This window comes from Azotobacter salinestris (assembly GCF_009363155.1).
In the GTDB taxonomy this organism is placed as follows: Bacteria; Pseudomonadota; Gammaproteobacteria; order Pseudomonadales; family Pseudomonadaceae; genus Azotobacter; species Azotobacter salinestris.
In genome coordinates this window covers 3,324,133-3,346,927 of record NZ_CP045302.1, presented here as the reverse complement: position 1 = coordinate 3,346,927, position 22,795 = coordinate 3,324,133, and the positions used below count along the sequence as shown (strand labels likewise).

Sequence of the window (22,795 nt, the reverse complement as noted above, 5' to 3'; positions counted from 1 at the left end):
ATGTCCCTGCCCGATCCGCCGATCCGGGCCTGCTGGTTGCCCTCAATAGGCCCCAATACACGGAACGTCCACTCCTGGCCGGTTTTTGCCTACTACAACAACTGGCCGTTTCGGGTTGACTTTTGCCCCTCGGCACCGACGGCTGTCGACCGATTCTGTTGAAAAAGTAGCTGCTTCCCCATGCCGTCGGCAGAATTGCTCTGTCAGCGAGCATGGGGGCGAACAGCATGATGGGACAGTTACCGGGAGGACAGCAGCGCCTGTTCTACTCGTTTAATCTGGAAGATCACGTCCCGGCCCAACACCTCCTGCGCAGCATCGACCAGTGCCTGGATCTCAGTGACCTGCGCGCCTACCTGGCGGATTTCTATAGCCCCATCGGGCGTCCCTCGATTGACCCGGAATTGATGGTTCGCATGCTGGTCGTCGGCTACTGCTATGGCATCCGTTCCGAGCGGCGATTGTGCGAAGAGGTACATCTAAACCTGGCCTATCGCTGGTTCTGCCGGCTGGGTCTGGAAGACACAGTACCCAATCACTCAACCTTCTCGAAGAATCGCCACGGCCGTTTCCGTGACAGTGATCTGTTCCGCTGGTTGTTCAATGAGGTGCTGCGGCGCTGCATGGCGGCCGGCCTGGTCAAGGGTGAAGGTTTCGCTGTCGACGCCAGCATCATCAAGGCGGATGCCAGCCGGCAACGTGGGGTAGCGGGAGATGAGGTCGATTGGCGCGATCCAGCGCTCAGCAGCCGCGCCGTGCGCGAGTACCTTGAGGCTCTCGATGAAGAAGCGCTGGCCGAAGCCCTCCCCAAGAAGATTTCGCTCACCGATCCGCTGGCTCGCTGGACCGCAGCGCCAGGTGGCCCGGCGTACTTTGCCTATTCCACCAACTACCTGATCGACACTCAGCACGGCGTGATCCTGGATGTGGAAGCTACCCCAGCGCATCGCACCGCCGAAGTCGATTCGACCCAAACGATGGTGGAGCGCGTCGAAGCGCAGTTCGACCTCACGCCAGAACGCCTCATTGGCGATACCGCTTATGGCACTGCCCCGATGCTGGCCTGGATGGTCGAAGAGAAGGACATCGAGCCGCACGTGCCAGTGTGGGACAAGACCGAGCGCAAGGACGACAGCCTCTCCAGTAACGACTTCTACTGGAATCAGGAGGCCAATGAATACCGCTGCCCAGCCGGCAAACCGCTACGCAGTGAATGGCGCGCCTTCACCCGGAAAAGATCGCGGGTGACCAAGGCCAACACCATCATCTACCGCTCCAGCCAAACCGATTGCGCTACCTGTCCGTTAAAAGCGAAGTGCTGCCCCAACACGCCGAATCGGAAGATCGTCCGCAGCATCCATGAGGCTGCCCGCGACGTGGCCCGACGCATCGCCAAAACACCGGAATACCTCGTCTCTCGCTGCGAGCGAAAGAAGGTGGAGATGCTTTTCGCCCACCTCAAACGGATCATGAAACTCGATCGCTTACGACTGCGTGGACTGACAGGTGCCACTGACGAATTCACCTTGGCGGCGATGGTGCAGAACTTGCGCCGCATGGCCAAGCTTTTGCCTCAAGGGCCACCGCTTAGGGGATAGGTACGTCTGCTGCGAGCAGAAACCCTCGGATTAACCCTCAAACCAGAGCAAGGACGCTCAGTGAAATACCGAAAGGCAACTTGAAGTGACTTGCAGCCACTTCGACAGCAGGCACACCTGAACGGCTGGCTGCCGCTGAACCTACTTTTTCAACAGAATCGACCCGAAGCAGACGTTCGTTTGCTTGCCAAGACTATCCTCTCAGCAAGCAAACTATTAATCCGGCAATACAATAGGGCATTTCTGTATTTTGGTTTCTCCTTGAAAATCAAGGATATATGCCGATACTAGTATGAGCCTTATTTGTGCTTTCGTATTGCCGGATTAATATGACTAACCCAACACGATGTGGAATCCTTCTTCTTGCCCAGGTGGCATGAAGTAACTTGTGATCAGGGCGAAATCCGCGTCACTTGTTTGAAAAGCATGATTGCCAGTGGAGTTACGAGAGCGTAAGCGGGCAAGACAGGTAGCATCATCTACATCAAGAAAATGGAGAACATGGTTTACCCTAGCCTGATCAGCCAGCGCACGTAACCACTGCCGATCTGAAACCGTGTTGGCTGGAAAGTCCAGTACAACACTAATCTCTGCGCGGAGCACATCAATAATGTGGCTTCCTAAGATTTGCTTCAGTCTTTTTGATCGAAGAACATAATCCGTAACGGTCTTAATCTCGTCAGGATAGAGCTGTCCTAGCCAGATATCTTCTGCTATCAATAACGTCGAAGGATGGCTGTAACCGTCCGGCCAAGTCATCTGGCTTGAACCCGCCAGGCTAAGAGATGGTGTCCACCTATTTATCGTGGACACCATTTCAAGGCTTTCAAGCGGGGAATCATGCAGCGACGTTCTTATTCCAAGGCCTTCAAGGCGCAGGTCGTGCAGGAGTGCAGCCTGCCCGGCAACTCGGTTGCCAGCGTGGCCCTGAGCCACGGCATCAATACCAATGTGGTTCATCGCTGGAGAAGATTGGCCGCATGCTCCCCGTCGACCGGGACACTGCCCGCCTTTCTTCCGGTGACGCTGGAGCCGCTGGTTCAGTCGGCGACTTTCGACCAGGCGGAGATCCGCATCGAGATTCCCCATCGCCGTACAAGCTTGACCGTGCACTGGCCGGCGGGCGATGCCGAAGGCTGTGCCCGGTTCGTCCGCGAGCTCCTGCAATGATCCGCATCGATGCCATCTGGCTCGCCACCGCGCCGCTGGATATGCGGGCCGGAACGGAAACGGCGCTGGCCAGGGTGGTGGCGGTCTTCGGTGCGGCGAAGCCGCACAACGCCTACCTGTTCGCCAACAAGCGGGCCAACCGCATGAAAGTGCTGGTTCACGATGGTTTCGGTGTCTGGCTGGCCTCGCGCCGGCTGAACCGGGGCCGCTTCGTCTGGCCGGGCAGCTGGCAGGGTGCCCAGTTTGAACTGAGCGCCGAGCAGCTTCAGGCCCTGGTGGTCGGGCTGCCCTGGCAGCGGGTCGGATCGGGGGCCGAAATCCGCCTTTTATAGTTGACCGTCAGGTGCCCCATGCCGCGCAATTGACCGAACGGCCTATCGCCGGGAGCGATCAAGGCAGGCACACTCGGCGCCATGACTTCTGCTTGCTTCGACCATCTGACTCCCGAGCAACTGCGCGAACTGGCGGCGCAGTTGACGCAGCAAGTCCATTACTACAAAACCCGCGGCGAGCAGCTGGCTCACGAAATTGCCGTCCTCAAGCGGCATCGGTTTGCCCGGCGCAGCGAGCAGCTCGGTGCTGCCCAGCTCAGCCTGCTGGACGATCTGCTCGATACCGATATCGCGGCCATCGAAGCCGAGCTCGAGGAACTGGCTCCAGCTCCCGCCGCTGCCGGGCCACGCCGGCAGCCCAGGCGCACGGCCTTGCCGCCGCAGTTCCCCCGCACGCTGATCCATCACGAGCCGGACAACACGCAGTGCTCCTGCGGCTGCCAGCTCAAGCGCATCGGCGAGGATGTCAGCGAAAAGCTCGACTACACCCCGGGCGTCTTCACGGTGGAGCGGCATATCCGCGGCAAGTGGGTCTGCGAGCGGTGCGAAACCCTGATCCAGGCGCCGGTTCCGGCCCAGGTGATCGACAAGGGCATCCCGACCGCCGGGCTGCTGGCCCAGGTCATGGTGGCCAAGTTTGCCGATCATCTGCCCCTGTACCGGCAGGAAAGGATCTTCGCCCGGGCCGGCCTGGCCATCCCGCGCTCGACCCTGGCGCAGTGGGTCGGCCGCTGCGGCGTACAGCTGCAACCGCTGGTCGATGCGCTGCGGGACACAGTCCTGGAGCAGAACGTCGTCCATGCCGACGAGACCCCGGTGCAGATGCTCGCGCCGGGCATGAAGAAGACCCAGCGCGCCTACGTCTGGGCCTACGTTCCCAGCCCGTTCGCCGAGCTGCGCGCAGCCGTCTACGACTTCAGCCCCAGCCGTGCCGGCGAGCATGTCCGCACCTTCCTGGGCGACTGGAAAGGCAAGCTGGTCTGCGACGACTTCGCCGGTTACAAGGCCTGCTTCGAGCAGGGCGTGACCGAGATCGGCTGCATGGCCCATGCCCGACGCAAGTTCTACGACCTGCATGTCGCGAACCAGAGCCAACTGGCTGAACAGGCCCTGCGCCACATCGGTCAGCTGTATGACGTCGAGCGCGAGGTACACGACTTGCTGCCCGATGAGCGACAGCGAATACGCCAGGAAAAAGCCAAGCCCATCGCCGATGCCCTGCACGGCTGGATGCTCGCCCAGCGCCGGTTGGTGCATGAAGGCACGGCCATCGCCAAGGCACTCGACTACAGCCTCAAGCGCTGGGCGGCCCTGGTGCGCTATCTCGATGACGGCATGCTCGCCATCGACAACAACGGGTGTGAAAACCAGATCCGCCCGTGGGCCATCGGCCGTGCGAACTGGCTGTTCGCCGGCTCGCTGCGCAGCGGCAAACGTGCGGCTGCGCTGATGACACTGATCCAGTCAGCGCGGTTGAACGGCCATGATCCGTATGCCTATCTGAAAGATGTGCTGACCCGGCTGCCAACGCAGAAGGCCAGTGGGCTCACCGAGCTGCTGCCGCACAACTGGATGCCTGCCAGCAAGGTGTAATCCCCAGCCGCTTACGGATGGCTAGCCAGTTTCGCAGCTAGAGTGGATTTGCCTGACGCAATCTTGCCGCACAGCAAGTGCAGCACCGCCCCTGGACTAGACATTAGCCTCGCCCCCCAGCAGATCCGTTCCATAAGAGTTATCGACGACACAGAGCCATTTGTCATCAGGATACCTGCGGAACACATAAGTGGCTCGGCGCGAGGTTTTGATAGCTGAGCCGTCTTTGTCTATCGCCTTTAGGGATGGTCTGAAGTAGTCATGTATTTCTGGCTGACTTCAGCCCCCCGCCGACTTTGAAAGCGGAGAATCGATCAAAAACGATCAGATCACCCGCTCGTTTCTGCGTTTTTTAGCTGCCGCGAGCACGTCGCAGCAACCGTTTCCCGCATTACAGGCGCACCTCTCCTGCATTCGCCAGTAAATATCGGCGCGCCATCCACAGATTCGACAAGGCGAACAGCGTCACCAACTGTGACGTGTTTTTGGCCAATCCCCGGAAGCGCACCTTGGTGTAGCCAAACTGGCGCTTGATCACGCGGAACGGATGTTCGACCTTGGCTCGTACCTGGGCCTTGGCCTTCTCGATCTTGTGGATCGCTTTGTATAAGGCGCTACGCTTGCCATGCTTCTTGTAGGTACTGCGCCGGGCCGCGACCTGCCAGATGACCTGCCGACCTTCATGCTCGGGGCGCTTCTCTACGCCGGTATAGCCCGCATCGGCACTCACTACGTTTTCCTCGCCATGCAGCAGTTGGTCGACTTGGGTGACATCTGCCACGTTGGCTGCCGTGACCACCACGCTGTGCACCAGACCCGACTCAGCGTCGGCACCAATGTGAGCTTTTGCGCCGAAGTAGTACTGGTTGCCCTTCTTCGTCGAGTGCATTTCCGGGTCGCGCTTGCCGTCCTTGTTCTTCGTCGAGCTCGGCGCATGGATCAGGGTGGCGTCGACAATGGTGCCCTGGCGCAGCGACAGTCCGCGCTCGCCCAGATAGCCGTTGATCACCTCCAGTATTCCCCCGGCCAGTTCGTGCTTCTCCAGCAGGCGACGGAAGTTGAGGAGGGTCGTTTCGTCCGGGATGCGCTCCAGGCTCAGGCCGGCGAACTGGCGCAGGAGAGTGGTTTCGTACAGCGCTTCCTCCATCGCCGGATCGCTGTAGCCGAACCAGTTCTGCATCAGGTGCACGCGCAGCATGGCTGCCAGCGGGTAGGCGGGCCGACCGCCTTCGCCCTTGGGATAGTAGGGCTCGATCAGGGCGATCAGCCCCTGCCACGGCACCACCTGGTCCATCTCGAGCAGGAAGCGCTCGCGGCGGGTCTGCTTGCGCTTGCCGGCATACTCGGCATCGGCGAAGGACAGTTGCTTCATCGGGAAACTCGGACAAGGGAGCGGGTGTATTTCACCAGAATCGGGAAGTCTTTTTCAGGATTTCCTTAGGTGCGTTTCCATGATGACCAAAGCCACATCCGCACCTTCTATGATTTCCACTTCACCCTGAGTCACTATCAAGCTGTGGTTGAAGTGGTCTGCGATAGCAATAAAAGCACGCCTGATCTGTTCTTTCCCTTTAGCCTGTAAACCAGGCTTGATGACCAAAGTGGCATCGTCAGCATAGAAATCCATTAATGCATCGAAATCTTCTGCCGTAATTGCTCGATCAGCAGCTTCGATAAGTTGCTTGACAGCGTGGGGTGCCTTGCTCATTCCAGTCTCCTTCTGTGGAGCCTCGGAAGGTCGGTTTTGGAGGCCCGCCTTTCGAGGCGGGTAAAAGCAGAGATGAACGCTAACCCACCATCAACTGGACGGTGGTAATAATAAAAATGAAGAAACTAAGTGCGCTCATACGGATACGCTAACAGATGCTTTAGCCAGCGAAAAGAAGATGTTCAATGACTGCTCCTGGCCGCTTGTTGCCTCTCACAACGAGCCGGCTGAGGATGCGTAGCCTCGTCGATGCCCCCATCCTCCCGGTCATCCCCGGATGAAACGCTATTTTCGAAACTCTACTTCCCGCCGTCACAATCCTTCGCCAAGCTGACCCCGAAGCCCCGTTGCGCTCTCGGGCACTCTCGATCATCGCGACGAAGTCTTTCGCCCCCCAAGCAGCGCCCTAACCCTCAGCCCCTTCGCGCAGCAGGAACTGCCACAGCTCGCGCGCCTCGGGCAGCAGGGCCTGCTCCGACTTCACCCCGACCCACAGGGTGCGGCTGGCCCAGTCGTCGGTCAGCGGGATGGCGCGCAGGCCGGCCTTCAGGCGTTCGTCGTGCACCGCGCCCTCGGGCACCACGCCGATCCCGAGCCCCGCCTCGACCATCCGGCCGATGGCGTCGAAGCTGCCGACCTGCATGCGCAGGCGCAGGATGCGCTGCGCGGTCACCGCCGAGTCGATCAGCAGGCGCAGCAGCGAGGTGCCGTGGGCGAGGCTGATGTAGTCGTAGGCCAGGGTGTCGACGAAGGCGATCCGGCCGAACTTGGCCAGCGGATGCCCGACCGGCACCAGCAGGACCAGCCGGTTCTGCCGGTAGGGCCGCAGCTCCAGGGTCGGCGCCGGCACGTTGTCGGCGAACACCCCCAGATCGATCCGCCCGCTGTCCAGCGCCGCGATGATCTCCTCGCTCAGCCGTTCCTCCAGGTTGATGCGCACCTGCGGCCGCTCGCCGAGGAAGGCCGCTAGGTCGTGCGGCAGGAACTGCAGCACCGCCGAGGTGTTGGCCCACAGGCGCAGGTGGCCGCGCACGCCGGTGGCGAACTCGCCGATGTCGGCGGCCATGCGGTTGACGTTGTCGAGGATGGTGCGGGTGTGCTCCAGCAGCTCCTGGCCGGCCGGGGTCAGCTCCAGCCCGCGCGGCTGACGGACGAACAGCGGGCAGTCGATGGTCCTTTCCAGATCGCAGATGCGCTTGCTCACCGCCGACAGGGTGAGGTGGGCGCGCTCCGCCGCCCGGGTCAGGCTGCCCAGCTCGGCGGCCAGCAGGAAGACCCGCAGGGACTGCAGATCGAAATGGAGGGGATTGGTCATGACTGCTGCAAGCTCCCGAAGGCTGTGAAACCGAACATACGCCGAACTCCGCGCGGAATCTCATCCCCGCGTACTCCGGCGGATGGCCGGCGGCGAAATCGAGAGTCGGCGGGTAGACGGTCGAGGAAATGAGGCTGCCGGGCCGGTGTATGAGGGCACGCCACGAAGGCACGCCGGATGGCGGAGCGATCCGCCGGTCCCGGCCCGAAAGGTACGAACGTCCCATATGAAGGGAGGCAATGTCCAGCCGACCGGACACGGCAGGCGGGCGGCCCCGCGATGCGACAGGTTCGAACATTATGGCAGCACGCACGTCGAAGCCCTCCAGGGGGCGATGCTCGCCCTGCCAGCCATGCCCCAGCCCGGCCGTCGGACAGACGCGCCGCAACCGGCTGGATAACCAGACGAGAAGGAAGACCGCCGATGCAAAGACTGCAGACTACGCTGGGCCTGGTCGCCGCCATGCTGCTTGCAGGACAGGCCGACGCCGCGGCCGCGGACCCCGCAAGCACCGGGCCGGTATTGTTCAGACCCGCCAGCCCGGGTCCGATCCAGGCCGACTACCCGCTGTTCGCCGGCGAGCGGCAGCGCATGACGGCGCTGGTCGAGGCGGCCAGACGCGCCGGAATCGACGTGCCGGTGCCGCGCGACCCCGGCGGCGGTTCCACCCACGAGCAGCACAAGCGCAACTACATGGCGATCCACGGCGCCGGCCTGCTGTACCGGGTCACCGGCGACGCCGCCTATGCCGACTACGCGCGGCGCCTGCTGCTGGAGTACGCGAAACTCTATCCGACCCTGGGGCCGCACCCGGCCGCCAGCGGCGACTCGCCGGGACGGCTGTTCTGGCAGAGCCTCAACGACAGCGTCTGGCTGGTCTATGCGGTGCAGGGCTACGACGCGATCCGCGACACCCTCTCGGACGAGGACCGGCGGACCATCGACGAGCAGGTCTTCCGCCCGATGGCGGCCCTTCTCTCCGAAGGCCAGCCGCAGGTCTTCGAGCTGATCCACAACCACGCGACCTGGGCCTGCGCCGCGGTCGGCATGACCGGCTACGTGCTGCGCGACAACGAGCTGGTGGCCAGGGCGTTGAACGGTCTCGACAAGAGCGGCCGCACCGGCTTCCTGCGCCAGGTCGAGCAACTCTTCTCGTCCGACGGCTACTACACCGAAGGCCCCTACTACCAGCGCTACGCCCTGCTGCCCTTCGTGGTCTTCGCCCAGGCGATCGAAGCCAACGAGCCCGCGCGCAAGATCTTCGCGTACCGCGACGGCGTGCTGCTCGAGGCGATCCGCAGCACCGTCCAGCTCACCCAGGGCGGCCATTTCTTCCCGCTCAACGACGCCCTGCTGGACAAGAGCCTGAAGACCGACGAGCTCTACCAGGCCATCGCCATCGGCTACGCCGCGACCCGCGACCCGGCCTTCCTGTCCGTCGCCCAGTGGCAGGGACGCACCACCCTCACTCCCGAGGGGCTGCTGGTCGCCCGCGACCTGGCCGAAGGCAAGGCGCAGCCCTTCCCCTTCGCCTCCCGGCTGTTTCGCGACGGTCCGGCGGGCGATCGCGGGGGCGTTGCGGTGCTGCGCGCCGGGCCGGGCGAGCGGGACCAGACGCTGGTCGTCAAGAACAGCGCCCAGGGCATGGGCCACGGGCATTTCGACAAGCTGGGCTGGATGCTCTACGACGACGGCGCCGCGGTGGTCACCGACTACGGCGCGGCGCGCTTTCTCAACGTCGAGTCCAAGGACGGCGGCCGCTACCTCAAGGAGAACCAGAGCTGGGCCCGGCAGACCGTCGCCCACAACACCCTGGTGGTCAACGAGACCAGCCACTTCGACGGCCAGTGGAAGGTCGGCGAGAAAACCGCGCCCCGCCAGCTGTTCTTCTCGGCGGACGGGCCGACGCGGGTCAGCACCGCGGAGGTCGAGGGCGCCTATCCCGGGGTGCGCTTCCGCCGCAGCCTGGCGCAGGTGGAGATCGACGGTCTGGCCAGCCCCGTGGTGGTCGACCTGCTGCGCGTCCAGGGCAGCCAGCCGGCGCGCTACGACCGGCCCCTGCACTACGCGGGACACATCACCGAGGTGGGCTTTCCGCTGCAGTCGAACCCGGCCGAGCGGCCGGTACTGGGCAGCGCCAACGGCTACCAGCACCTGTGGGTGGATGCGACCGGCACGCCGCAGACCGGCAACGCGACCCTGACCTGGCTCAACGGCGAGCGCTTCTATACCTACCGCCTGCTGCCCGCCGCCGGGACGCAGGTCATCCTGGCCGAGAGCGGCGCCAACGACCCGCACTTCAACCTGCGCCGCGAGCCGGTGCTGATCGAGCGCCTGGAGAACGCCACCGACGCCACCTTCGTCGCCGTGCTCGAGCCGCACGGACGCTACGACCCGGCTGCCGAGACGGTCACCGACAGCAGCAGCCGGATCGCCGCGCTGCGCCATATCCGCGCCGCGGATGCCGATCTCGTCGCGCTCGAGCTGCTCGACGGCCGGACGGTGACCCTGGCCATCGCCGACGACACGGATGCGGCCAAGGCGCATCGAGCCGAGCTCGACGGCCAGCCGCTCGAATGGAGCGGCCATGTCGGCCGCTTCGACGGTCCGGCCGCCGAGGAAGGGCCGCAGGCGCTGGCCGTGCGGCCGCAGCCGTAGCGGCGGGCGCCGCCGCGGTGCGGTCTGTCAGTCGAACCAGACATCGCCCTGCTGGGCGAGGCCATCGGCATTGCCGGCCCACAGCCCGGCGTGGCCCGGCGCATCGATGAAGCCGCCGACCTCGAAGGGCACAGGCGCGAAGAGCGGGCGCAGGCCGCGGTAGGCGAAGCGCTGCAGGCGCACGCCGGGATTGGCGCGACAGAAGGCGCCGAGCACCAGGGTGGCGATCAGCGGACCGTGCACCACCAGGCCGGGATAGCCCTCGACTTCGGTGGCGTAGGGCCAGTCGTAGTGGATGCGATGGCCGTTGAAGGTCGCCGCCGAATAGCGGAACAGCAGCGTGCTGGTCGGCTCGACGCGCTCGCGCCAGCCGCCCGGCGGCACCGGCTCGTCGGAGCGGGTCCTCGGCGGGCTTGGCTCGCGGTAGACGATGTCCTGCTCCTCGCGCAGCGCCAGGCGGCCGTCCTGGTGGTACTCGTGACGCAGCGTGACGAACAGCAGGGCGCCGCTCCTGCCGGCCTTTTCCTCAATCGTGGCGATGGTCGACATGCAGCTGGCCTCGCCGCCGACCCGCAGCGGCTCGAAGAACTCCAGACGCCCGCCGCCCCACATGCGGTTGCGATCGTCCGCCGGCGGCAGGAAGCCGCCGCGCGCCGGATGCCCGTCCGGGCCGAGACCGGCCCCGGGCACGGGTTCCTGGAAGAACGCCCAGTGCCACAGCGGCGGCAATGGGTGGCCATGGGCCGGCGATGCCTCGCCGAGCGTCGCGGCGAGGCGCCCGATCAGGTTGAGGGTCAGCTGGTCGTGGACGGTCTGGCTGTGGCCGATCCAGGCGGAAAGGTCGATCGTGCTCATCGCGCTTCTCCTGGTTGGTGTCGTGCTGTAGGGCCCCGCCGGGGCGAGGGCCGGGTGCTGTGGCAGGGTCGGCTCATCCCCCCAGCAGGCTCCTGAAGGCCAGGAACAAGCCCGCGAGGGAAACCACGAGCCCGGCGAGAACGACATAGCCGTCCCTGGCGGTGAGTCCCAGGCCGAACAGGCCGATGGCGGCGAAGGGAATGCTACTGGCGAAGGGTAGCAGCTCCAGTGGCGGGACCGAGGCCGCCAGCGTCAGGCAGAGCACGGCGAGGATCCGCACGAAGGACTTCTCGGTCGCCCAGCCCAGGCGCGGGCGGATGACCTTGTCCAGCCAGCGCATCGCGGGCTTGATCCGCTTCAGCCCGGACTGCAGCTTCTGCCCGCTGACCGCGCGGTTGCGCAGCAGGCCCGGTATCCAGAAGCGCTCCTGCCCCAGCAGCATCTGGATCGAGCACAGCGCCACGATCACCGCGAGCAGGGTGGGCAGGCCCGGCACGCCGCCCAGCGGGCTGATCTCGCACACGGCGGCGATGAACAGGAAGGGCCCGAAGCTGCGCTGGCCGATCCGGCCCTGGATGTCGCCGATGGACACCTTCTCCCCTTCCCTCTGCCTGCCCAGATCGATGACCCCATCGATCACCGCCTCGAGGCTCTGGGGCTCCTTCTTCTGCTCAGCTGCCGGCATGGGCACCTCGACTTTGCACTGGTCGGTTGTTCGGCTGGCCGGGAAACCCGGGCGCGCGGCGCGGATCGCGGGACGGCGGCCGAGCCGCTCGCCCCCGGCGCGGGCTCATCCAAAGAGCTGCTGCCTGCGCCGCAGCCAGCGGTAGCCGTAGCCGCGCAGGCGCAGATACAGCGGATGGCCCTGCGACTGCTCGTACAGGCTGTCGGCGAGGATGTCGGCGAAGTCCTGCAGGTCTTCCTCCTGCACCTGCACCTCGACCTCCTCCGCCGAGAGATTGGCCAGCATCAGCAGGGTCGAGTCGCCGTCGTAGCGGATGGCGAACACGCTCGGGCAGTCGACCCTGACCGGGCGGTAAGTGCCGGAGCCGATCTCGGTGAGACCGATGCGCGTGCGTATCATGTTGCTGGTATGCGCCAGCAGCGAGTCGCTGACGAGGCTCTGGGTGTAGACGTTGACCGTGCCGTAGGCGAACGGGCCTTCGGCGATCGGCGGGGCGACCAGCGCTTCGGGACGTGCGCAGGAGAAACCGCCGTTGGGCTCGTCGGACCACTGCATCGGCGTGCGCACCGCCAGGCGCTCGGGCAGCGAGAGGTCGTCGCCCATGCCGATCTCCTCGCCATAGCGCAGGATCGGCGTGCCCGGCAGGGAAAACAGGATGGCGTTGGCCAGCGCCAGGCGCTGCTGGTCGCCGCCCAGCATCGGCGCCAGCCGGCGGCGGATGCCGCGCCCATAGGCGCGCATGTCAGGGTCCGGGGCGAAGGCGCGCATGACCTCCTCGCGCTCGGCGTCGCTCAGGCGCTCCAGGTCGAGCTCGTCGTGATTGCGCAGCCACACCGCGTACTGCGCCCGCGCGGGCGGCACCGGCTGGCTGGCGACGGCGCGGTGCAGGGGCTCGGCCTCGCCGCGGGCCAGGGACAGGTACAAATGGTTGTTCACCCAGAAATCCAGCAGCAGGGTGAGCCGGTCGCCTGCGCCGAAGTAGTGGACATAGCCCTCCGGCTCGATGTCCACCTCGCCCATCAGGATCGCCTCCGGGCGGCGCAGGGTGGCGAAGTCGCGCAGGTGGTCGAGCAGCCAGATGCCGTCCTGCACCTTGCCGCGGCCGGCCTGCTCGATCAGGTGCGAGGCGGCGTCGACGCGAAAGCCCGAGACCCCCAGGCGCAGCCAGAAGGACATGATCCGCTCGATTTCCTCGATCACCTGCGGGTTAGCCAGGTTGAGGTCCGGCTCGTGGCGATAGAACAGGTGGCGGTAGTACTGGCCGGCCTCCTCGTCCCAGCGCCAGACCTCCTCCTCGACGGTGGGAAAGATCGGCTCGACGTCCGTCTCCAGCGGCGTGTCGGACCATATGTAGTAGTCGCGGTAGCGCGAGTTGCGGTCCCGGCGCGCCTGCTGGAACCAGGGATGCTGGTCCGAGGTGTGCTGCACGACCAGCTCGAGGATGACGTGCAGGCCCAGCTCCTCGGCCTTCTCCAGCAGGGCGACCACGTCGGCCAGGTCGCCGAAGCGCGGGTTGACGGCCATGTGGTCGCTGACGTCGTAGCCGGCGTCGCGGAACGGCGAGGCGTAGATCGGCATCAGCCAGATCGCCGTGGCGCCCATCCCGCGCACGTAGTCCAGGCGCTCGGTGACGCCGCGCAGATCGCCGCAGCCATCGCCGTCGCTGTCGCGGAACAGCGAAGGATCGATCTGGTAGATCACCGCGTTGCGATACCAGAGTGGTCGCATGTTCAGCCCTCCCTCGGCTTGAGGATCAGTGCCTGCTCGGCCGCCAGCGTGCCGCCGAAGGACGCGCCGTCGCCCTGGCCGTCGCTGGCGATCTCGACCTGCCAGTCGCCGGCCAGGGGAAAGGCGTGCGGCCGCCCGGCGAAGTTGGTGCAGACGAGGCGCAGGTCGCTGCCCTGCTGCCTGCGGTACGCCAGCACCTCGGGATGCGAAGGCAGCTCCTGCCAATCGCCCAGCCGCAGCGCCGGGCTGGCGCGGCGAATCGCCAGCAGCCGGCGGTAGAGCCGGAGCGTCGAATGCTCCGACGCCTCCTGCGCCTCGACGGACAGCGCTGCGGCATCCGGCGGAAACGGCAGCCAGGGCCTGGCGCCGCTCCAGCCGTGCGGCGGCTCGCGCAGCCAGGGCAGCGGCGCGCGGCTGCCGTCGCGGCCGCCGGGATCGACCCGGGTCTGCGGCGTGACCTGCACGTCCTCCAGCCCCAGCTCCTCGCCCTGGTAGACGAAGGGCGTGCCGCGCAGCGTCAGCAGCAGCACCGCCGCTGCGCGCGCACGGCGCAGCGAACCGCCGTAGCGGCTGCGGTGGCGGCTGCTGTCGTGGTTGGACAGCACCCAGGTCGGCCAGGAGCGGGCCGCGCCCAGCAGGACCTCGACCTCGCGGATGCACAGGCGGAAGGTCACCGCGTCCCAGAGGGCGTCCAGCGGCAGGAAATTGAACGCCATGTGCAGCTCGTCGCCGGCGCCGTAGTACTCGACGATCCGCGCGGTGGAGCGGATGTTGACTTCGCCGACCAGTACCCGCTCGCCGGGATAGCCGTCCACCAGACGGCGCAGGCCGCGCAGCAGTTCGTGACTGTAGGGCTGGTCGTTGATGTGCGCCATCACTTCGCCAGCCAGGCAGCGCGGGTCGTCGGCGAAGCGCGGGTCCTTGCCGATGCAGTGGGCCACGTCGATGCGGAAGCCGTCGACGCCGCGCTCCAGCCAGAAGCGCAGCACCCCGTGCATCGCCTCGACCACCTGCGGGTTGTGCCAGTTCAGGTCCGGCTGCTGCGGCAGGAAGAAATGCAGGTAGTACTGCTGGCTGCCCTCGTCCCAGGTCCAGGCGCTGCCGCCGCCGATCGCCGCGCGCCAGTTGTTCGGCTGGTCGCGCCAGAGGTACCAGTCGCGCTGGGGGCTCGTCCTCGAGGCGCGCGACTCGACGAACCAGGGGTGCCGGTCGGAGGTGTGGTTGGGCACGAAATCCAGCAGCACGCGCAGACCGCGCCCATGGGCCTCGGCGAGCAGGCGGTCGACATCCTCGAGGCGGCCGAACAGCGGGTCGACCGCGCGATGGTCGCTGATGTCGTAGCCGGCATCGGCCATCGGCGAGCGATAGATCGGCGACAGCCAGAGGGCGTCGACGCCGAGCCGCTGCAGGTAGTCGAGGCGACCGATCAGGCCCGGCAGATCGCCGATGCCGTCGCCATTGCCGTCGGCGAAGGAACGCGGATAGACCTGATAGATGACGGCACTTTTCCACCAGGGCGTCGCTGACGGCTCGTGCATGCGGATCGGTCCTCGAATCGCGGCGAATGCTTCGTGTTCGATGCCTTTCATCAGGTACGACTGGCCGACGGGCTGGCCGGTTCAATGCTGCCGGGCCATGGGCGGACCGGCTCGCAGCCGCACGGAGCGCCTTCCAGTCCGACGCACGGCATGCCGACGATGCCTGGCGGCCGAAAGCACAGGCGCCCGGCGCAAGAGACGGGCATTTCCGCCGGGCCTGGCTACCGTCCATCGGAATCCGCCCGGGTGCCCCGTCAGGCTTCGGCCGCTTCGCCGCGACGGTCGAAGCGCATCGGTGGCTTCGAATCGGGCACGGGCTCCGAGGCCCGCCCCTTTGCGAAGCAGTTCACCAACAGTCCGCACCAGCCCGGCCCGTTGCAGCAGCACCAGGCTGCGCCTGGCTGCCGGGCCATTTCCCTCGGCCCATGCCCCCTGGCGGGGCTCGAAAATGTCTCCCGGCGGTGCAGCCAGGCTGCCTTGCGGGCAGGCGCCCAGGCAGCGCACCGGGACGATGCACCGTTAATCGCAATACGCTCAGTTTGGTGCAGGAATCCCCTGAAAAGCGCAAGGAAATGCTTTTTTCAGGGCTTCTTTGATGGTTGGCAAGCCCTGTGCTTATCTCAGGGAAGCTTTATCGAATCACTCAAGACCTGCGCGGAACAGCGCAACGCAACTACCAAGGACAGAAGAGTCATGCTCAAGAAAACGACCCTCGCCCTCACCGCCGCCGGCGCCATGGCCGGCAGTTGCATCGCCGTGGCGGGGATAACGGTGGACACGCCGCTCGGCGAGTTCAGCGCCAGCGCCAACGTCACCCTGGCCTCCGAGTACATCTTCCGCGGTATCTCGCAGACCAAGGGCGACCCGGCCCTCCAGGGCGGGCTGGACATCGTTCACGAGAGCGGCCTGTACGTCGGCGCCTGGGTTTCCAACACCGACTACGAAACCTCCGATGCGACCATGGAGCGCGACTACTACATCGGCTTCAGCAATAACATCACCGAAGACCTGACCTTCGACGTGGGCTGGCTCAAGTACGACTATGTGAAGGACCACCTCGACAACGCCGACCTGAACTACAGCGAGTTCTACGGCAGCCTCTCGGCCTACGGCTTCAAGGTCGGCATCAACTACTCCGACGACGTCAACAGCGACAACAACGTCGTCTACTCCTACATCGGCTACAAGCGCGACCTGCCCTACGGAATCGGCCTGTCCATGCGTGTCGGCAAGTACGACTTCAAGGACGACACCTTCTTCAAGGACGGCGCGACCAAGGGCGAGGACGCCTACTACGACTGGTACGTCGGGGTGACCAAGGAGTTCGTCGGCCTGCAGTTCGGCCTGGCCTATACCCAGACCGACCTGAAGGACGAGGAGTGCGAGAACTACACCGGCAACGACACCTACTGCGACGCCAACCTCGTCGCCTCGGTGTCCAAGACCTTCTGACCGCTCGCCTGCCGCCGGCCGGATCGTCCGCGCGGCAGGCACCGCTTGAAGGCATCCGCACGCTTCGCCCCTTGAAAGGGGGCAGGAAGGAAGGCCCGGGAGGCCGCCAGGCGCTATGATGCCGGGCTGCCGGTCCCTGTCCCCTTCGGAGAAGCGCCCATGGAGATTCGCCCCGCCACGCCCGCCGATATCCCGGCATTGTGCTTCCTGCTCGACCAGTTGTTCGCCCAGGAGGCCGAATTCACGCCCGACCGCGCGGCGCAGCAGCGCGGCCTGGCGGCGATCATCGAAAGCCCGGAGGTCGGCGGGATCCTGCTCGCCGAGGAGAACGGGCGGCCCCTCGGCATGGTCAACCTGCTCTATACGGTTTCCACCGCGCTGGGCGCGCCGGTGGCACTGCTCGAGGACATGGTGGTGGACGCCGCGGCGCGCGGCCGGGGCCTCGGCACGCAGCTACTGGAGGCAGCCATCGCCACTGCGCGGCAGCACGGTTGCCTGCGCATCACTCTCCTGACCGACGCCGACAACCTCGACGCCCAGCGCTTCTACGCCCGCCAGGGCTTCGCCCGCTCGCCGATGATTCCCCTGCGCCGGGCGCTCGATCCGGCGTAGGGATACAGCGCTCTTGGTGGGCAAGGCTGCGCCGTTGCCCACCCTACAGTGCCGTAGGGCAGTTGAAACCCGCCCTACGATCTGTACCCCGAGCCGGGTAGGGTGGATGGCCGAAGCCATCCACCATGGTGGACAAGCCTGCGGCGTTGTCCACCCTACAACCCCAGCGGCTTCGGATCAGGCCTTGCCCTGCTCGGCCAGGGCCACGGCGCGGAACATGGCGCGGCGCTTGTTGATGGTTTCCTCCCACTCCAGCGCCGGCACCGAGTCGGCGACGATGCCGCCGCCGGCCTGCACGTGCAGCTCGCCGTCCTTGATCACCGCGGTGCGGATGGCGATCGCCGTGTCCATGTTGCCGTTCCACGCCAGATAGCCGACGGCGCCGCCGTAGACCCCGCGCTTGACCGGCTCCAGCTCGTCGATGATCTCCATGGCGCGAATCTTCGGCGCGCCGGAGAGGGTGCCGGCCGGCAGGATGGCGCGCAGCGCGTCCATCGCCGTCAGCCCTTCCTTCAGATGGCCGGTGACGTTGGAGACGATGTGCATGACGTTGGAGTAGCGCTCGATGACCATCTGGTCGGTGACCTTCACCGAGCCGGTGTCGGCGACCCGGCCGACGTCGTTGCGGCCCAGGTCGATCAGCATCAGGTGCTCGGCCAGCTCCTTGGCGTCGGAGAGCAGGTCCTTTTCCAGCGCCAGGTCGGCTTCCTCGGTCGCGCCGCGCGGGCGGGTGCCGGCGATCGGGCGCACCGTGACCAGGCCGTCCTCGACGCGCACCAGCACTTCCGGCGAGCTGCCGACCACGTGGAAGTCGCCGAAATTGAAGAAATACATGTAGGGGGTCGGGTTGAAGCAGCGCAGCGCCCGGTACAGGTCGATGGGCGCGGCCTTGAAGTCGATCGACATGCGCTGCGAGGGCACCACCTGCATGCAATCGCCAGCGAGGATGTACTCCTTGATGGTGTCCACCGCGCGCTCGTAGTCTTCGCGGCCGAAGCTGGCGCGGAATGCCGGCTCGGCGCCGGGCTGGGCGGAAAGATCGATGCCCTGGCGCGGCGCCAGCGGCTGGCGCAGTTGCTCCAGCAGCGTCTGCAGGCGGGCCTGGCCCTGCTCGAAGGCGTCCGCCTCGGCCGGGTCGGCAAGGACGATCAGATGCATCTTGCCGGCCAGGTTGTCGAACACCATCACCGCATCGGAGACCATCAGGAGGATGTCCGGCGTGCCCAGCGGGTCGGGGTTCGGGCAATGGGCGAGCTTCTTCTCGACGTAGCGCACGCAGTCGTAGCCGAAGTAGCCGACCAGGCCGCCGTTGAAGCGCGGCAGGCCCGGCAGGGTCGGCACCCGGTAGCGCGCCTTGAAGGCTTCGACGAAGGCCAGCGGGTCTTCGCAGTCGTGGCGCTCCACCTCGACATCGTCGACGCTGACCGAGGCGCAGTGCCCATGGACGCGCAGCACGGTGCGCGCCGGCAGGCCGATGATCGAGTAGCGGCCCCACTTCTCGCCGCCCTGCACCGACTCCAGCAGGTAGCTGTGCGGCGCGTCGGCGAGTTTCAGGTAGATCGACAGGGGGGTGTCGAAGTCGGCGAGGGTTTCGCAGGCGAGCGGAATGCGGTTGTAGCCTTCGGCGGCCAGGCGCAGGAATTCTTCGCGGGTCATGAATCAGCCTCGTGGCGGGCAGGAATACGGGAAAGGGGCAAACGCGCCGGCGAACCGGCAGGGGATGTCGTCAGGCGCGCCAGCGCCAGCGGGCCAGGGCCTTGATGACCTTCATCCAGAGTTTGCGGGAAACCACCACGATCACGCTTCCCTCGAGGCGAAAAATGGACGAGCCGGGCAAGGACGGGCCACTCCTGCCTCATCCTCCTTAAAAACCATGCGTGCGACTTTCACCGCATACGGCTCAAGCCAAGAGACTCGGCCGGCAACGCACGAACGTTGCGCGCGACTATATCACTTATAAGCCGCTGTGGAGCAGTACAGGGCAGTCCGGGTGCAGCAGCACGCGATTACTCAGGGTATCCGGTCCGCCGTCCACCCGCCTGACGACAACCCTTGATGATCTCCCGCACCTTCCGCCAGGGCGGCCTTTGGCAAGGGAATGACCATTGCCAAAGGCTGCGGCTTGTCTGGGCCCGGCTCAGGCGGCAACGCAAGCGGGAAATTGATGACACGCCCTGGAACGCCGAAACCCGAGTGGCATCGTTCGCCGATCGCCTACAACGCAGGAGTGCGTGACGGCGCAGTGTCTACACGACGTGCGCGGCGAAGCCGGACCGGTCCGGCGCGATATCGGGTCGCAGGGTGAGCTCCGGGATGAGGTACGCACCGGCGTTCTGCGGGCGAAAGGGTATCGGCGCCGTCTTCCAAAGGTCGTCGAGACGCTGTCCGAGTGCCTCACAGATTGTGGAAAACCGGACTTCGCCCATGCGGCCGGTCCGATAGATCACGAACGGCGGCAGGACCTCGAAACCGGGGTAGAACAGAATCCCGTGCTGGATGGGGAACAGGATATCGTCGATCGGGCCATTGATGCCCCGCGGGCCGTAATGGGACTCCCAGCCGCCCGCCGTGACGATCAACATCGCTCGTTTGCCCGCCAGCGTGCCTTCCCCGTATCGATCGCCCCAGTGGCTGTCGGAGTGTTCCCCCACGCCGTAGGCGAAGCCATACGCATAGACGCGCTCCACCCAGCCCTTGAGGATCGCCGGCATCGAGAACCACCACAGGGGAAACTGCAGGATGAGGGCGTCCGCCCAGCGCAGCTTGTCCTGTTCGCGCGCGATGTCCTGGCTCTGTGTGCCGCTCTCGAACGCCCGCCTGGAGTCGAGGGCGGGATCGAAGCGCGTATCGGCCCGCCGGTCCGTGCTGTCGTCGGCGTCGAACGTCGCCTTCCAGTGCATGGCATACAGGTCCGATACCTGGACGACGTGCCCGGCCTTCTCGAGGCGCTTGACCGAAAAGTCCTTGAGCGAGCCGTTCAATGACTGGGGTTCAGGGTGGGCATGGACGAGCAGAATATTCATGGCTGGGCCTCCGTTGCTGGACAGGAGCAGAGTGGGGCCTTGCCGGGTATATTGGAAATGAATATCCAATATTCCAGGTATTGTCATGAACAATCTCAGGCGGCTGGATCTCAACCTGCTGGTGACGCTCGATGTGTTGCTCTCGGAGCACAATGTGACCCGTGCGGCGGAGCGCCTGAACCTCGCCCAACCCTCGGTCAGCGTCCACCTCGCCAAGCTGCGGGACATCTTCGGGGACCCCCTGTTGCTGCCGGGGCCGCGAGGCATGCGGCCCACCGCGCGGGCCGACGAGCTGCGCGAACCCTTGCGGCAAGCACTGGAGGCGCTCGAGCGCGCGGTATCGCCCGCCAGTCCCTTCGACCCTGCCGAGGCCCGTCATGCGTGGCGCGTCGCCGCGTCCGACTACAGCGAGTCGACGATCCTGCTGCCAGCCCTGAGCGGCCTGCGTTCGGTGGCGCCCGGTACGCGACTGGCAGTCCTTCAAGTTGTGCCGTCACGCATCGCCAGGCAGGCGGAACGGGGGGAGATCGATCTTGCCTTGCATACCAGTGAGGAGGCGCCGTCCGGCCTGCATCGCCGCGCGCTCTTTACGGAACGCTATGTTTTGGTGAGCCGCGCGGGTCATCCGCGCCTGAAAAGACGACCAACGCTGGCGCAGTTCTGCGAACTCGAGCACCTGATGGTGTCGCCGGATGGCGGGGGATTTCGCGGCATCACGGACAAGGCGCTCGCGGAGGTGGGCCTGACACGCCGGGTGGTGCTTTCCGTTCCGCACTTCCTGTTCGTGATGTCGGTCCTGGCAAGCACTGATCTCGTGGCGATGTTACCTTCGCGCCTGGTTCGCAATACCAGTGCGTTGCAGGTTGTCGAGCCACCGGTTGATGTACCGGGCTTCGAGATGGCCATGTTCTGGCATGAGCGCTCTCATGGCGACCCCGCCCATCAATGGCTGCGCGAGTACATCGCAGATTCAGTGTGATCCGTGCAGAGCGTTGCACTCTCAGGCTTGATCGATGATCAGGGAAACCGTCCAGCCAAGCAACGACACGAGCATGCGTGTCGCCCCGCGAGTGGTCACATCAGCGCAGCCGCGGGTGTCGAATCAACCAGCACGGACAGCGCATCGAGCACCAGCGCCGGCCCCTCCTCGGCGATCGGCCGACCGTGGTTGTAGCCGTAGGACAGCGCCACGCAGGCGACGCCCGCCGCCCGGGCGGCGAGCACGTCGTTGCGCGAGTCGCCGACGAACAGCGACTCCTCCGCCAGCACGCCGGCCTCCGTCATCACCCAGCGCAGCGCCGCCGGATCGGGCTTCTGCTGCGGCAGGGTGTCGCCGCCGACGACCCAGCGGAAATAGCCGTCCAGGCCCTTGTCGGCCAGCAGCTCGGGCAGGAAGCGCGCCGGCTTGTTGGTGATCAGCGCCAGTTGCACCTCGCGCTCGCGCAGCCAGTCGAGGGTTTCCGGCACACCGGGATAGACGCGGGTCAGCGCGTGGTTGTCGGCGTAGGCGTCCATGAACAGCGCCAGCGCCGCCTCGGCCTCGGCTGCGTCCACACCGTCGTGGCGCAGGTCGCCAGCCAGGGCGCGGCGCACCAGCACCGGCGCGCCGTTGCCGACCCACAGGCGCACCCGCTCGACGCCGGCCGGCGCCCGGCCAAGCTGGACGAGCATGCGGTCGACCGCCGCCGCCAGGTCCGGCACCGAGTCCACCAGGGTGCCGTCGAGATCGAACATCGCCAGCTTCGGCAGGCGTCCGCCGAACAGGGCGTGCAGGGGCGTCATGGGCGCACCCGGGCCAGCTCGGCGCGCATGGCGTCGATCACCGCCTTGTAATCCGGCTGGCCGAAGATCGCCGAGCCGGCAACGAAGGTGTCGGCGCCGGCCGCGGCGATCTCGCCGATGTTCTTGACGTTGACCCCGCCGTCGATCTCCAGGCGGATGTCCCGGCCGCTGGCGTCGATCAGGGCGCGCGCCTCGCGCAGCTTGTCGAGGGTGCCGGGGATGAACTTCTGCCCGCCGAAGCCAGGGTTGACGCTCATCAGCAGCACCATGTCGAGCTTGTCCATCACGTACTTCAGGCAGTCCAGCGGGGTCGCCGGGTTGAACACCAGGCCGGCCTTGGCGCCGCCGTCCCTGATCAGCTGCAGGGAGCGGTCGATGTGCTCGGAGGCCTCCGGGTGGAAGGTGATGTAGCTGGCGCCGGCCTCGAGGAAGTCGCCGATGATGCGGTCGACCGGCTTGACCATCAGGTGCACATCGATCGGCGCACTGATCCCGTACTTGCGCAGCGCCGTGCAGACCATCGAGCCGATGGTCAGGTTGGGCACGTAGTGGTTGTCCATCACGTCGAAGTGGACGATGTCGGCGCCGGCGGCGAGGACCTTGTCCACCTCTTCGCCCAGACGGGCGAAGTCGGCGGAGAGAATCGACGGGGCGATGGCGAAGGGTTGCATGGAGACCTCGGAGCGACTTGCGGCAAAGAGGTGCAGTTTCCCGCGTCACCGCCGGGGCGGCAAGGGCGGCGCGCC

The 22,795-nt window shown here is 65.8% G+C and carries 19 protein-coding genes and 1 pseudogene; 8 read left to right on the top strand and 12 right to left on the bottom strand.

Annotation, left to right across the window (positions count from 1 at the left end):
• The first annotated feature begins 227 nt into the window (after window positions 1-227).
• Complete coding sequence (locus GCU53_RS15515; protein WP_152388410.1) at window positions 228-1,598, top strand: transposase; 1,371 nt, start codon at window positions 228-230, stop codon at window positions 1,596-1,598.
• A 333-nt stretch (window positions 1,599-1,931) separates the two neighbouring features.
• Here GCU53_RS15515 and GCU53_RS15510 read toward each other — a convergent pair whose 3' ends face one another.
• Window positions 1,932-2,357, bottom strand: a complete 426-nt coding sequence (locus GCU53_RS15510; RefSeq protein ID WP_208845275.1) for a P-loop nucleotide/nucleoside kinase family protein — start codon at window positions 2,355-2,357, stop codon at window positions 1,932-1,934.
• Window positions 2,358-2,438: 81 nt separating this feature from the next.
• Here GCU53_RS15510 and tnpA point away from each other — a divergent pair, with 81 nt between their 5' ends.
• The 3 genes from tnpA (at window position 2,439) to tnpC (ending at window position 4,693) form a co-directional block, all read left to right on the top strand.
• Window positions 2,439-2,768 carry an IS66-like element accessory protein TnpA gene (tnpA, locus tag GCU53_RS15505; RefSeq protein ID WP_152388408.1) on the top strand — a complete coding sequence of 110 codons (330 nt, stop codon included), beginning with the start codon at window positions 2,439-2,441 and terminating at the stop codon, window positions 2,766-2,768.
• Complete coding sequence (gene tnpB, locus GCU53_RS25535; protein WP_167520046.1) at window positions 2,765-3,100, top strand: IS66 family insertion sequence element accessory protein TnpB; 336 nt, start codon at window positions 2,765-2,767, stop codon at window positions 3,098-3,100. Before tnpA ends, tnpB begins: the two co-directional genes overlap by 4 nt.
• Before the next feature lie 81 nt (window positions 3,101-3,181).
• Window positions 3,182-4,693 (top strand): IS66 family transposase, encoded by a 1,512-nt coding sequence (tnpC, locus tag GCU53_RS15495; protein WP_152386468.1) that lies wholly within the window; start codon window positions 3,182-3,184, stop codon window positions 4,691-4,693.
• Window positions 4,694-5,084: 391 nt separating this feature from the next.
• Here tnpC and GCU53_RS15480 read toward each other — a convergent pair whose 3' ends face one another.
• The 3 genes and pseudogenes from GCU53_RS15480 to GCU53_RS15470 all read right to left on the bottom strand — a co-directional run bounded on the left by GCU53_RS15480 (window position 5,085) and on the right by GCU53_RS15470 (window position 7,716).
• Complete coding sequence (locus tag GCU53_RS15480) at window positions 5,085-6,065, bottom strand: IS5 family transposase (protein ID WP_152385832.1); 981 nt, start codon at window positions 6,063-6,065, stop codon at window positions 5,085-5,087.
• Between the two features lie 66 nt (window positions 6,066-6,131).
• Window positions 6,132-6,401, bottom strand: a pseudogene (locus GCU53_RS15475) (YybH family protein); the annotation flags it as partial.
• A gap of 406 nt (window positions 6,402-6,807) precedes the next feature.
• Window positions 6,808-7,716: a LysR family transcriptional regulator gene (locus tag GCU53_RS15470; RefSeq protein ID WP_152388406.1), complete on the bottom strand. Its 909-nt coding sequence runs from the start codon at window positions 7,714-7,716 to the stop codon at window positions 6,808-6,810.
• Window positions 7,717-8,139: 423 nt separating this feature from the next.
• On the opposite strand from GCU53_RS15470, the gene GCU53_RS15465 reads away from it, so the two are divergent.
• Window positions 8,140-10,374, top strand: coding sequence for an alginate lyase family protein (locus GCU53_RS15465; protein ID WP_152388405.1), 2,235 nt, complete (start codon window positions 8,140-8,142; stop codon window positions 10,372-10,374).
• A 27-nt stretch (window positions 10,375-10,401) separates the two neighbouring features.
• Here the strand turns inward: GCU53_RS15465 and GCU53_RS15460 are convergent, their stop codons facing one another.
• The 4 genes from GCU53_RS15460 to GCU53_RS15445 all read right to left on the bottom strand — a co-directional run bounded on the left by GCU53_RS15460 (window position 10,402) and on the right by GCU53_RS15445 (window position 15,180).
• On the bottom strand, window positions 10,402-11,229 hold the full coding sequence (locus GCU53_RS15460) for an HTD2 family dehydratase (protein ID WP_152388404.1): 828 nt from the start codon (window positions 11,227-11,229) through the stop codon (window positions 10,402-10,404).
• Window positions 11,230-11,302: 73 nt separating this feature from the next.
• On the bottom strand, window positions 11,303-11,914 hold the full coding sequence (locus tag GCU53_RS15455; protein WP_152388403.1) for an exopolysaccharide biosynthesis protein: 612 nt from the start codon (window positions 11,912-11,914) through the stop codon (window positions 11,303-11,305).
• 105 nt (window positions 11,915-12,019) lie between these two features.
• Window positions 12,020-13,642 carry an alpha-amylase family protein gene (locus GCU53_RS15450; protein WP_152388402.1) on the bottom strand — a complete coding sequence of 541 codons (1,623 nt, stop codon included), beginning with the start codon at window positions 13,640-13,642 and terminating at the stop codon, window positions 12,020-12,022.
• A 2-nt stretch (window positions 13,643-13,644) separates the two neighbouring features.
• A complete protein-coding gene (locus tag GCU53_RS15445) occupies window positions 13,645-15,180 on the bottom strand; it encodes an alpha-amylase family glycosyl hydrolase (RefSeq protein ID WP_152388401.1) in 1,536 nt (511 codons plus the stop codon).
• Between the two features lie 693 nt (window positions 15,181-15,873).
• On the opposite strand from GCU53_RS15445, the gene GCU53_RS15440 reads away from it, so the two are divergent.
• Window positions 15,874-16,632 carry a TorF family putative porin gene (locus GCU53_RS15440; RefSeq protein ID WP_152388400.1) on the top strand — a complete coding sequence of 253 codons (759 nt, stop codon included), beginning with the start codon at window positions 15,874-15,876 and terminating at the stop codon, window positions 16,630-16,632.
• Window positions 16,633-16,791: 159 nt separating this feature from the next.
• Window positions 16,792-17,244, top strand: coding sequence for a GNAT family N-acetyltransferase (locus GCU53_RS15435; protein WP_152388399.1), 453 nt, complete (start codon window positions 16,792-16,794; stop codon window positions 17,242-17,244).
• Window positions 17,245-17,421: 177 nt separating this feature from the next.
• Here the strand turns inward: GCU53_RS15435 and trpE are convergent, their stop codons facing one another.
• Both trpE and GCU53_RS15420 read right to left on the bottom strand, forming a co-directional pair.
• Window positions 17,422-18,900, bottom strand: coding sequence for an anthranilate synthase component I (trpE, locus tag GCU53_RS15430; protein ID WP_152388398.1), 1,479 nt, complete (start codon window positions 18,898-18,900; stop codon window positions 17,422-17,424).
• A 590-nt stretch (window positions 18,901-19,490) separates the two neighbouring features.
• A complete protein-coding gene (locus GCU53_RS15420; protein WP_152388397.1) occupies window positions 19,491-20,267 on the bottom strand; it encodes an NAD(P)H-dependent oxidoreductase in 777 nt (258 codons plus the stop codon).
• Window positions 20,268-20,352: 85 nt separating this feature from the next.
• Between GCU53_RS15420 and GCU53_RS15415 the strand changes: the two genes are divergently transcribed.
• Window positions 20,353-21,246 (top strand): LysR family transcriptional regulator, encoded by an 894-nt coding sequence (locus GCU53_RS15415; RefSeq protein ID WP_152388396.1) that lies wholly within the window; start codon window positions 20,353-20,355, stop codon window positions 21,244-21,246.
• Window positions 21,247-21,341: 95 nt separating this feature from the next.
• Here GCU53_RS15415 and GCU53_RS15410 read toward each other — a convergent pair whose 3' ends face one another.
• Together GCU53_RS15410 and rpe are read right to left on the bottom strand one after the other, a co-directional pair.
• The gene (locus tag GCU53_RS15410; RefSeq protein WP_152388395.1) at window positions 21,342-22,049 is read right to left on the bottom strand and encodes a phosphoglycolate phosphatase; all 708 of its coding nucleotides are present in this window, start codon (window positions 22,047-22,049) and stop codon (window positions 21,342-21,344) included.
• The gene (rpe, locus tag GCU53_RS15405; protein WP_152388394.1) at window positions 22,046-22,720 is read right to left on the bottom strand and encodes a ribulose-phosphate 3-epimerase; all 675 of its coding nucleotides are present in this window, start codon (window positions 22,718-22,720) and stop codon (window positions 22,046-22,048) included. The genes GCU53_RS15410 and rpe overlap by 4 nt, the downstream gene beginning before the upstream one ends.
• Window positions 22,721-22,795: the final 75 nt, after the last annotated feature.

Bases quoted from the DNA above. Each gene is read 5' to 3' on its own strand.
- GCU53_RS15415 (WP_152388396.1), top strand. From the start codon at position 20,353: ATGAACAATCTCAGGCGGCTGGATCTCAACCTGCTGGTGACGCTCGAT.
- rpe (WP_152388394.1), bottom strand. From the start codon at position 22,720: ATGCAACCCTTCGCCATCGCCCCGTCGATTCTCTCCGCCGACTTCGCC.
- GCU53_RS15435 (WP_152388399.1), top strand. From the start codon at position 16,792: ATGGAGATTCGCCCCGCCACGCCCGCCGATATCCCGGCATTGTGCTTC.
- trpE (WP_152388398.1), bottom strand. From the start codon at position 18,900: ATGACCCGCGAAGAATTCCTGCGCCTGGCCGCCGAAGGCTACAACCGC.
- GCU53_RS15445 (WP_152388401.1), bottom strand. From the start codon at position 15,180: ATGCACGAGCCGTCAGCGACGCCCTGGTGGAAAAGTGCCGTCATCTAT.
- GCU53_RS15450 (WP_152388402.1), bottom strand. From the start codon at position 13,642: ATGCGACCACTCTGGTATCGCAACGCGGTGATCTACCAGATCGATCCT.
- GCU53_RS15480 (WP_152385832.1), bottom strand. From the start codon at position 6,065: ATGAAGCAACTGTCCTTCGCCGATGCCGAGTATGCCGGCAAGCGCAAG.
- tnpC (WP_152386468.1), top strand. From the start codon at position 3,182: ATGACTTCTGCTTGCTTCGACCATCTGACTCCCGAGCAACTGCGCGAA.
- GCU53_RS15470 (WP_152388406.1), bottom strand. From the start codon at position 7,716: ATGACCAATCCCCTCCATTTCGATCTGCAGTCCCTGCGGGTCTTCCTG.
- GCU53_RS15440 (WP_152388400.1), top strand. From the start codon at position 15,874: ATGCTCAAGAAAACGACCCTCGCCCTCACCGCCGCCGGCGCCATGGCC.
- GCU53_RS15465 (WP_152388405.1), top strand. From the start codon at position 8,140: ATGCAAAGACTGCAGACTACGCTGGGCCTGGTCGCCGCCATGCTGCTT.
- GCU53_RS15460 (WP_152388404.1), bottom strand. From the start codon at position 11,229: ATGAGCACGATCGACCTTTCCGCCTGGATCGGCCACAGCCAGACCGTC.
- GCU53_RS15455 (WP_152388403.1), bottom strand. From the start codon at position 11,914: ATGCCGGCAGCTGAGCAGAAGAAGGAGCCCCAGAGCCTCGAGGCGGTG.
- GCU53_RS15510 (WP_208845275.1), bottom strand. From the start codon at position 2,357: ATGACTTGGCCGGACGGTTACAGCCATCCTTCGACGTTATTGATAGCA.
- GCU53_RS15410 (WP_152388395.1), bottom strand. From the start codon at position 22,049: ATGACGCCCCTGCACGCCCTGTTCGGCGGACGCCTGCCGAAGCTGGCG.
- tnpB (WP_167520046.1), top strand. From the start codon at position 2,765: ATGATCCGCATCGATGCCATCTGGCTCGCCACCGCGCCGCTGGATATG.
- tnpA (WP_152388408.1), top strand. From the start codon at position 2,439: ATGCAGCGACGTTCTTATTCCAAGGCCTTCAAGGCGCAGGTCGTGCAG.
- GCU53_RS15515 (WP_152388410.1), top strand. From the start codon at position 228: ATGATGGGACAGTTACCGGGAGGACAGCAGCGCCTGTTCTACTCGTTT.
- GCU53_RS15420 (WP_152388397.1), bottom strand. From the start codon at position 20,267: ATGAATATTCTGCTCGTCCATGCCCACCCTGAACCCCAGTCATTGAAC.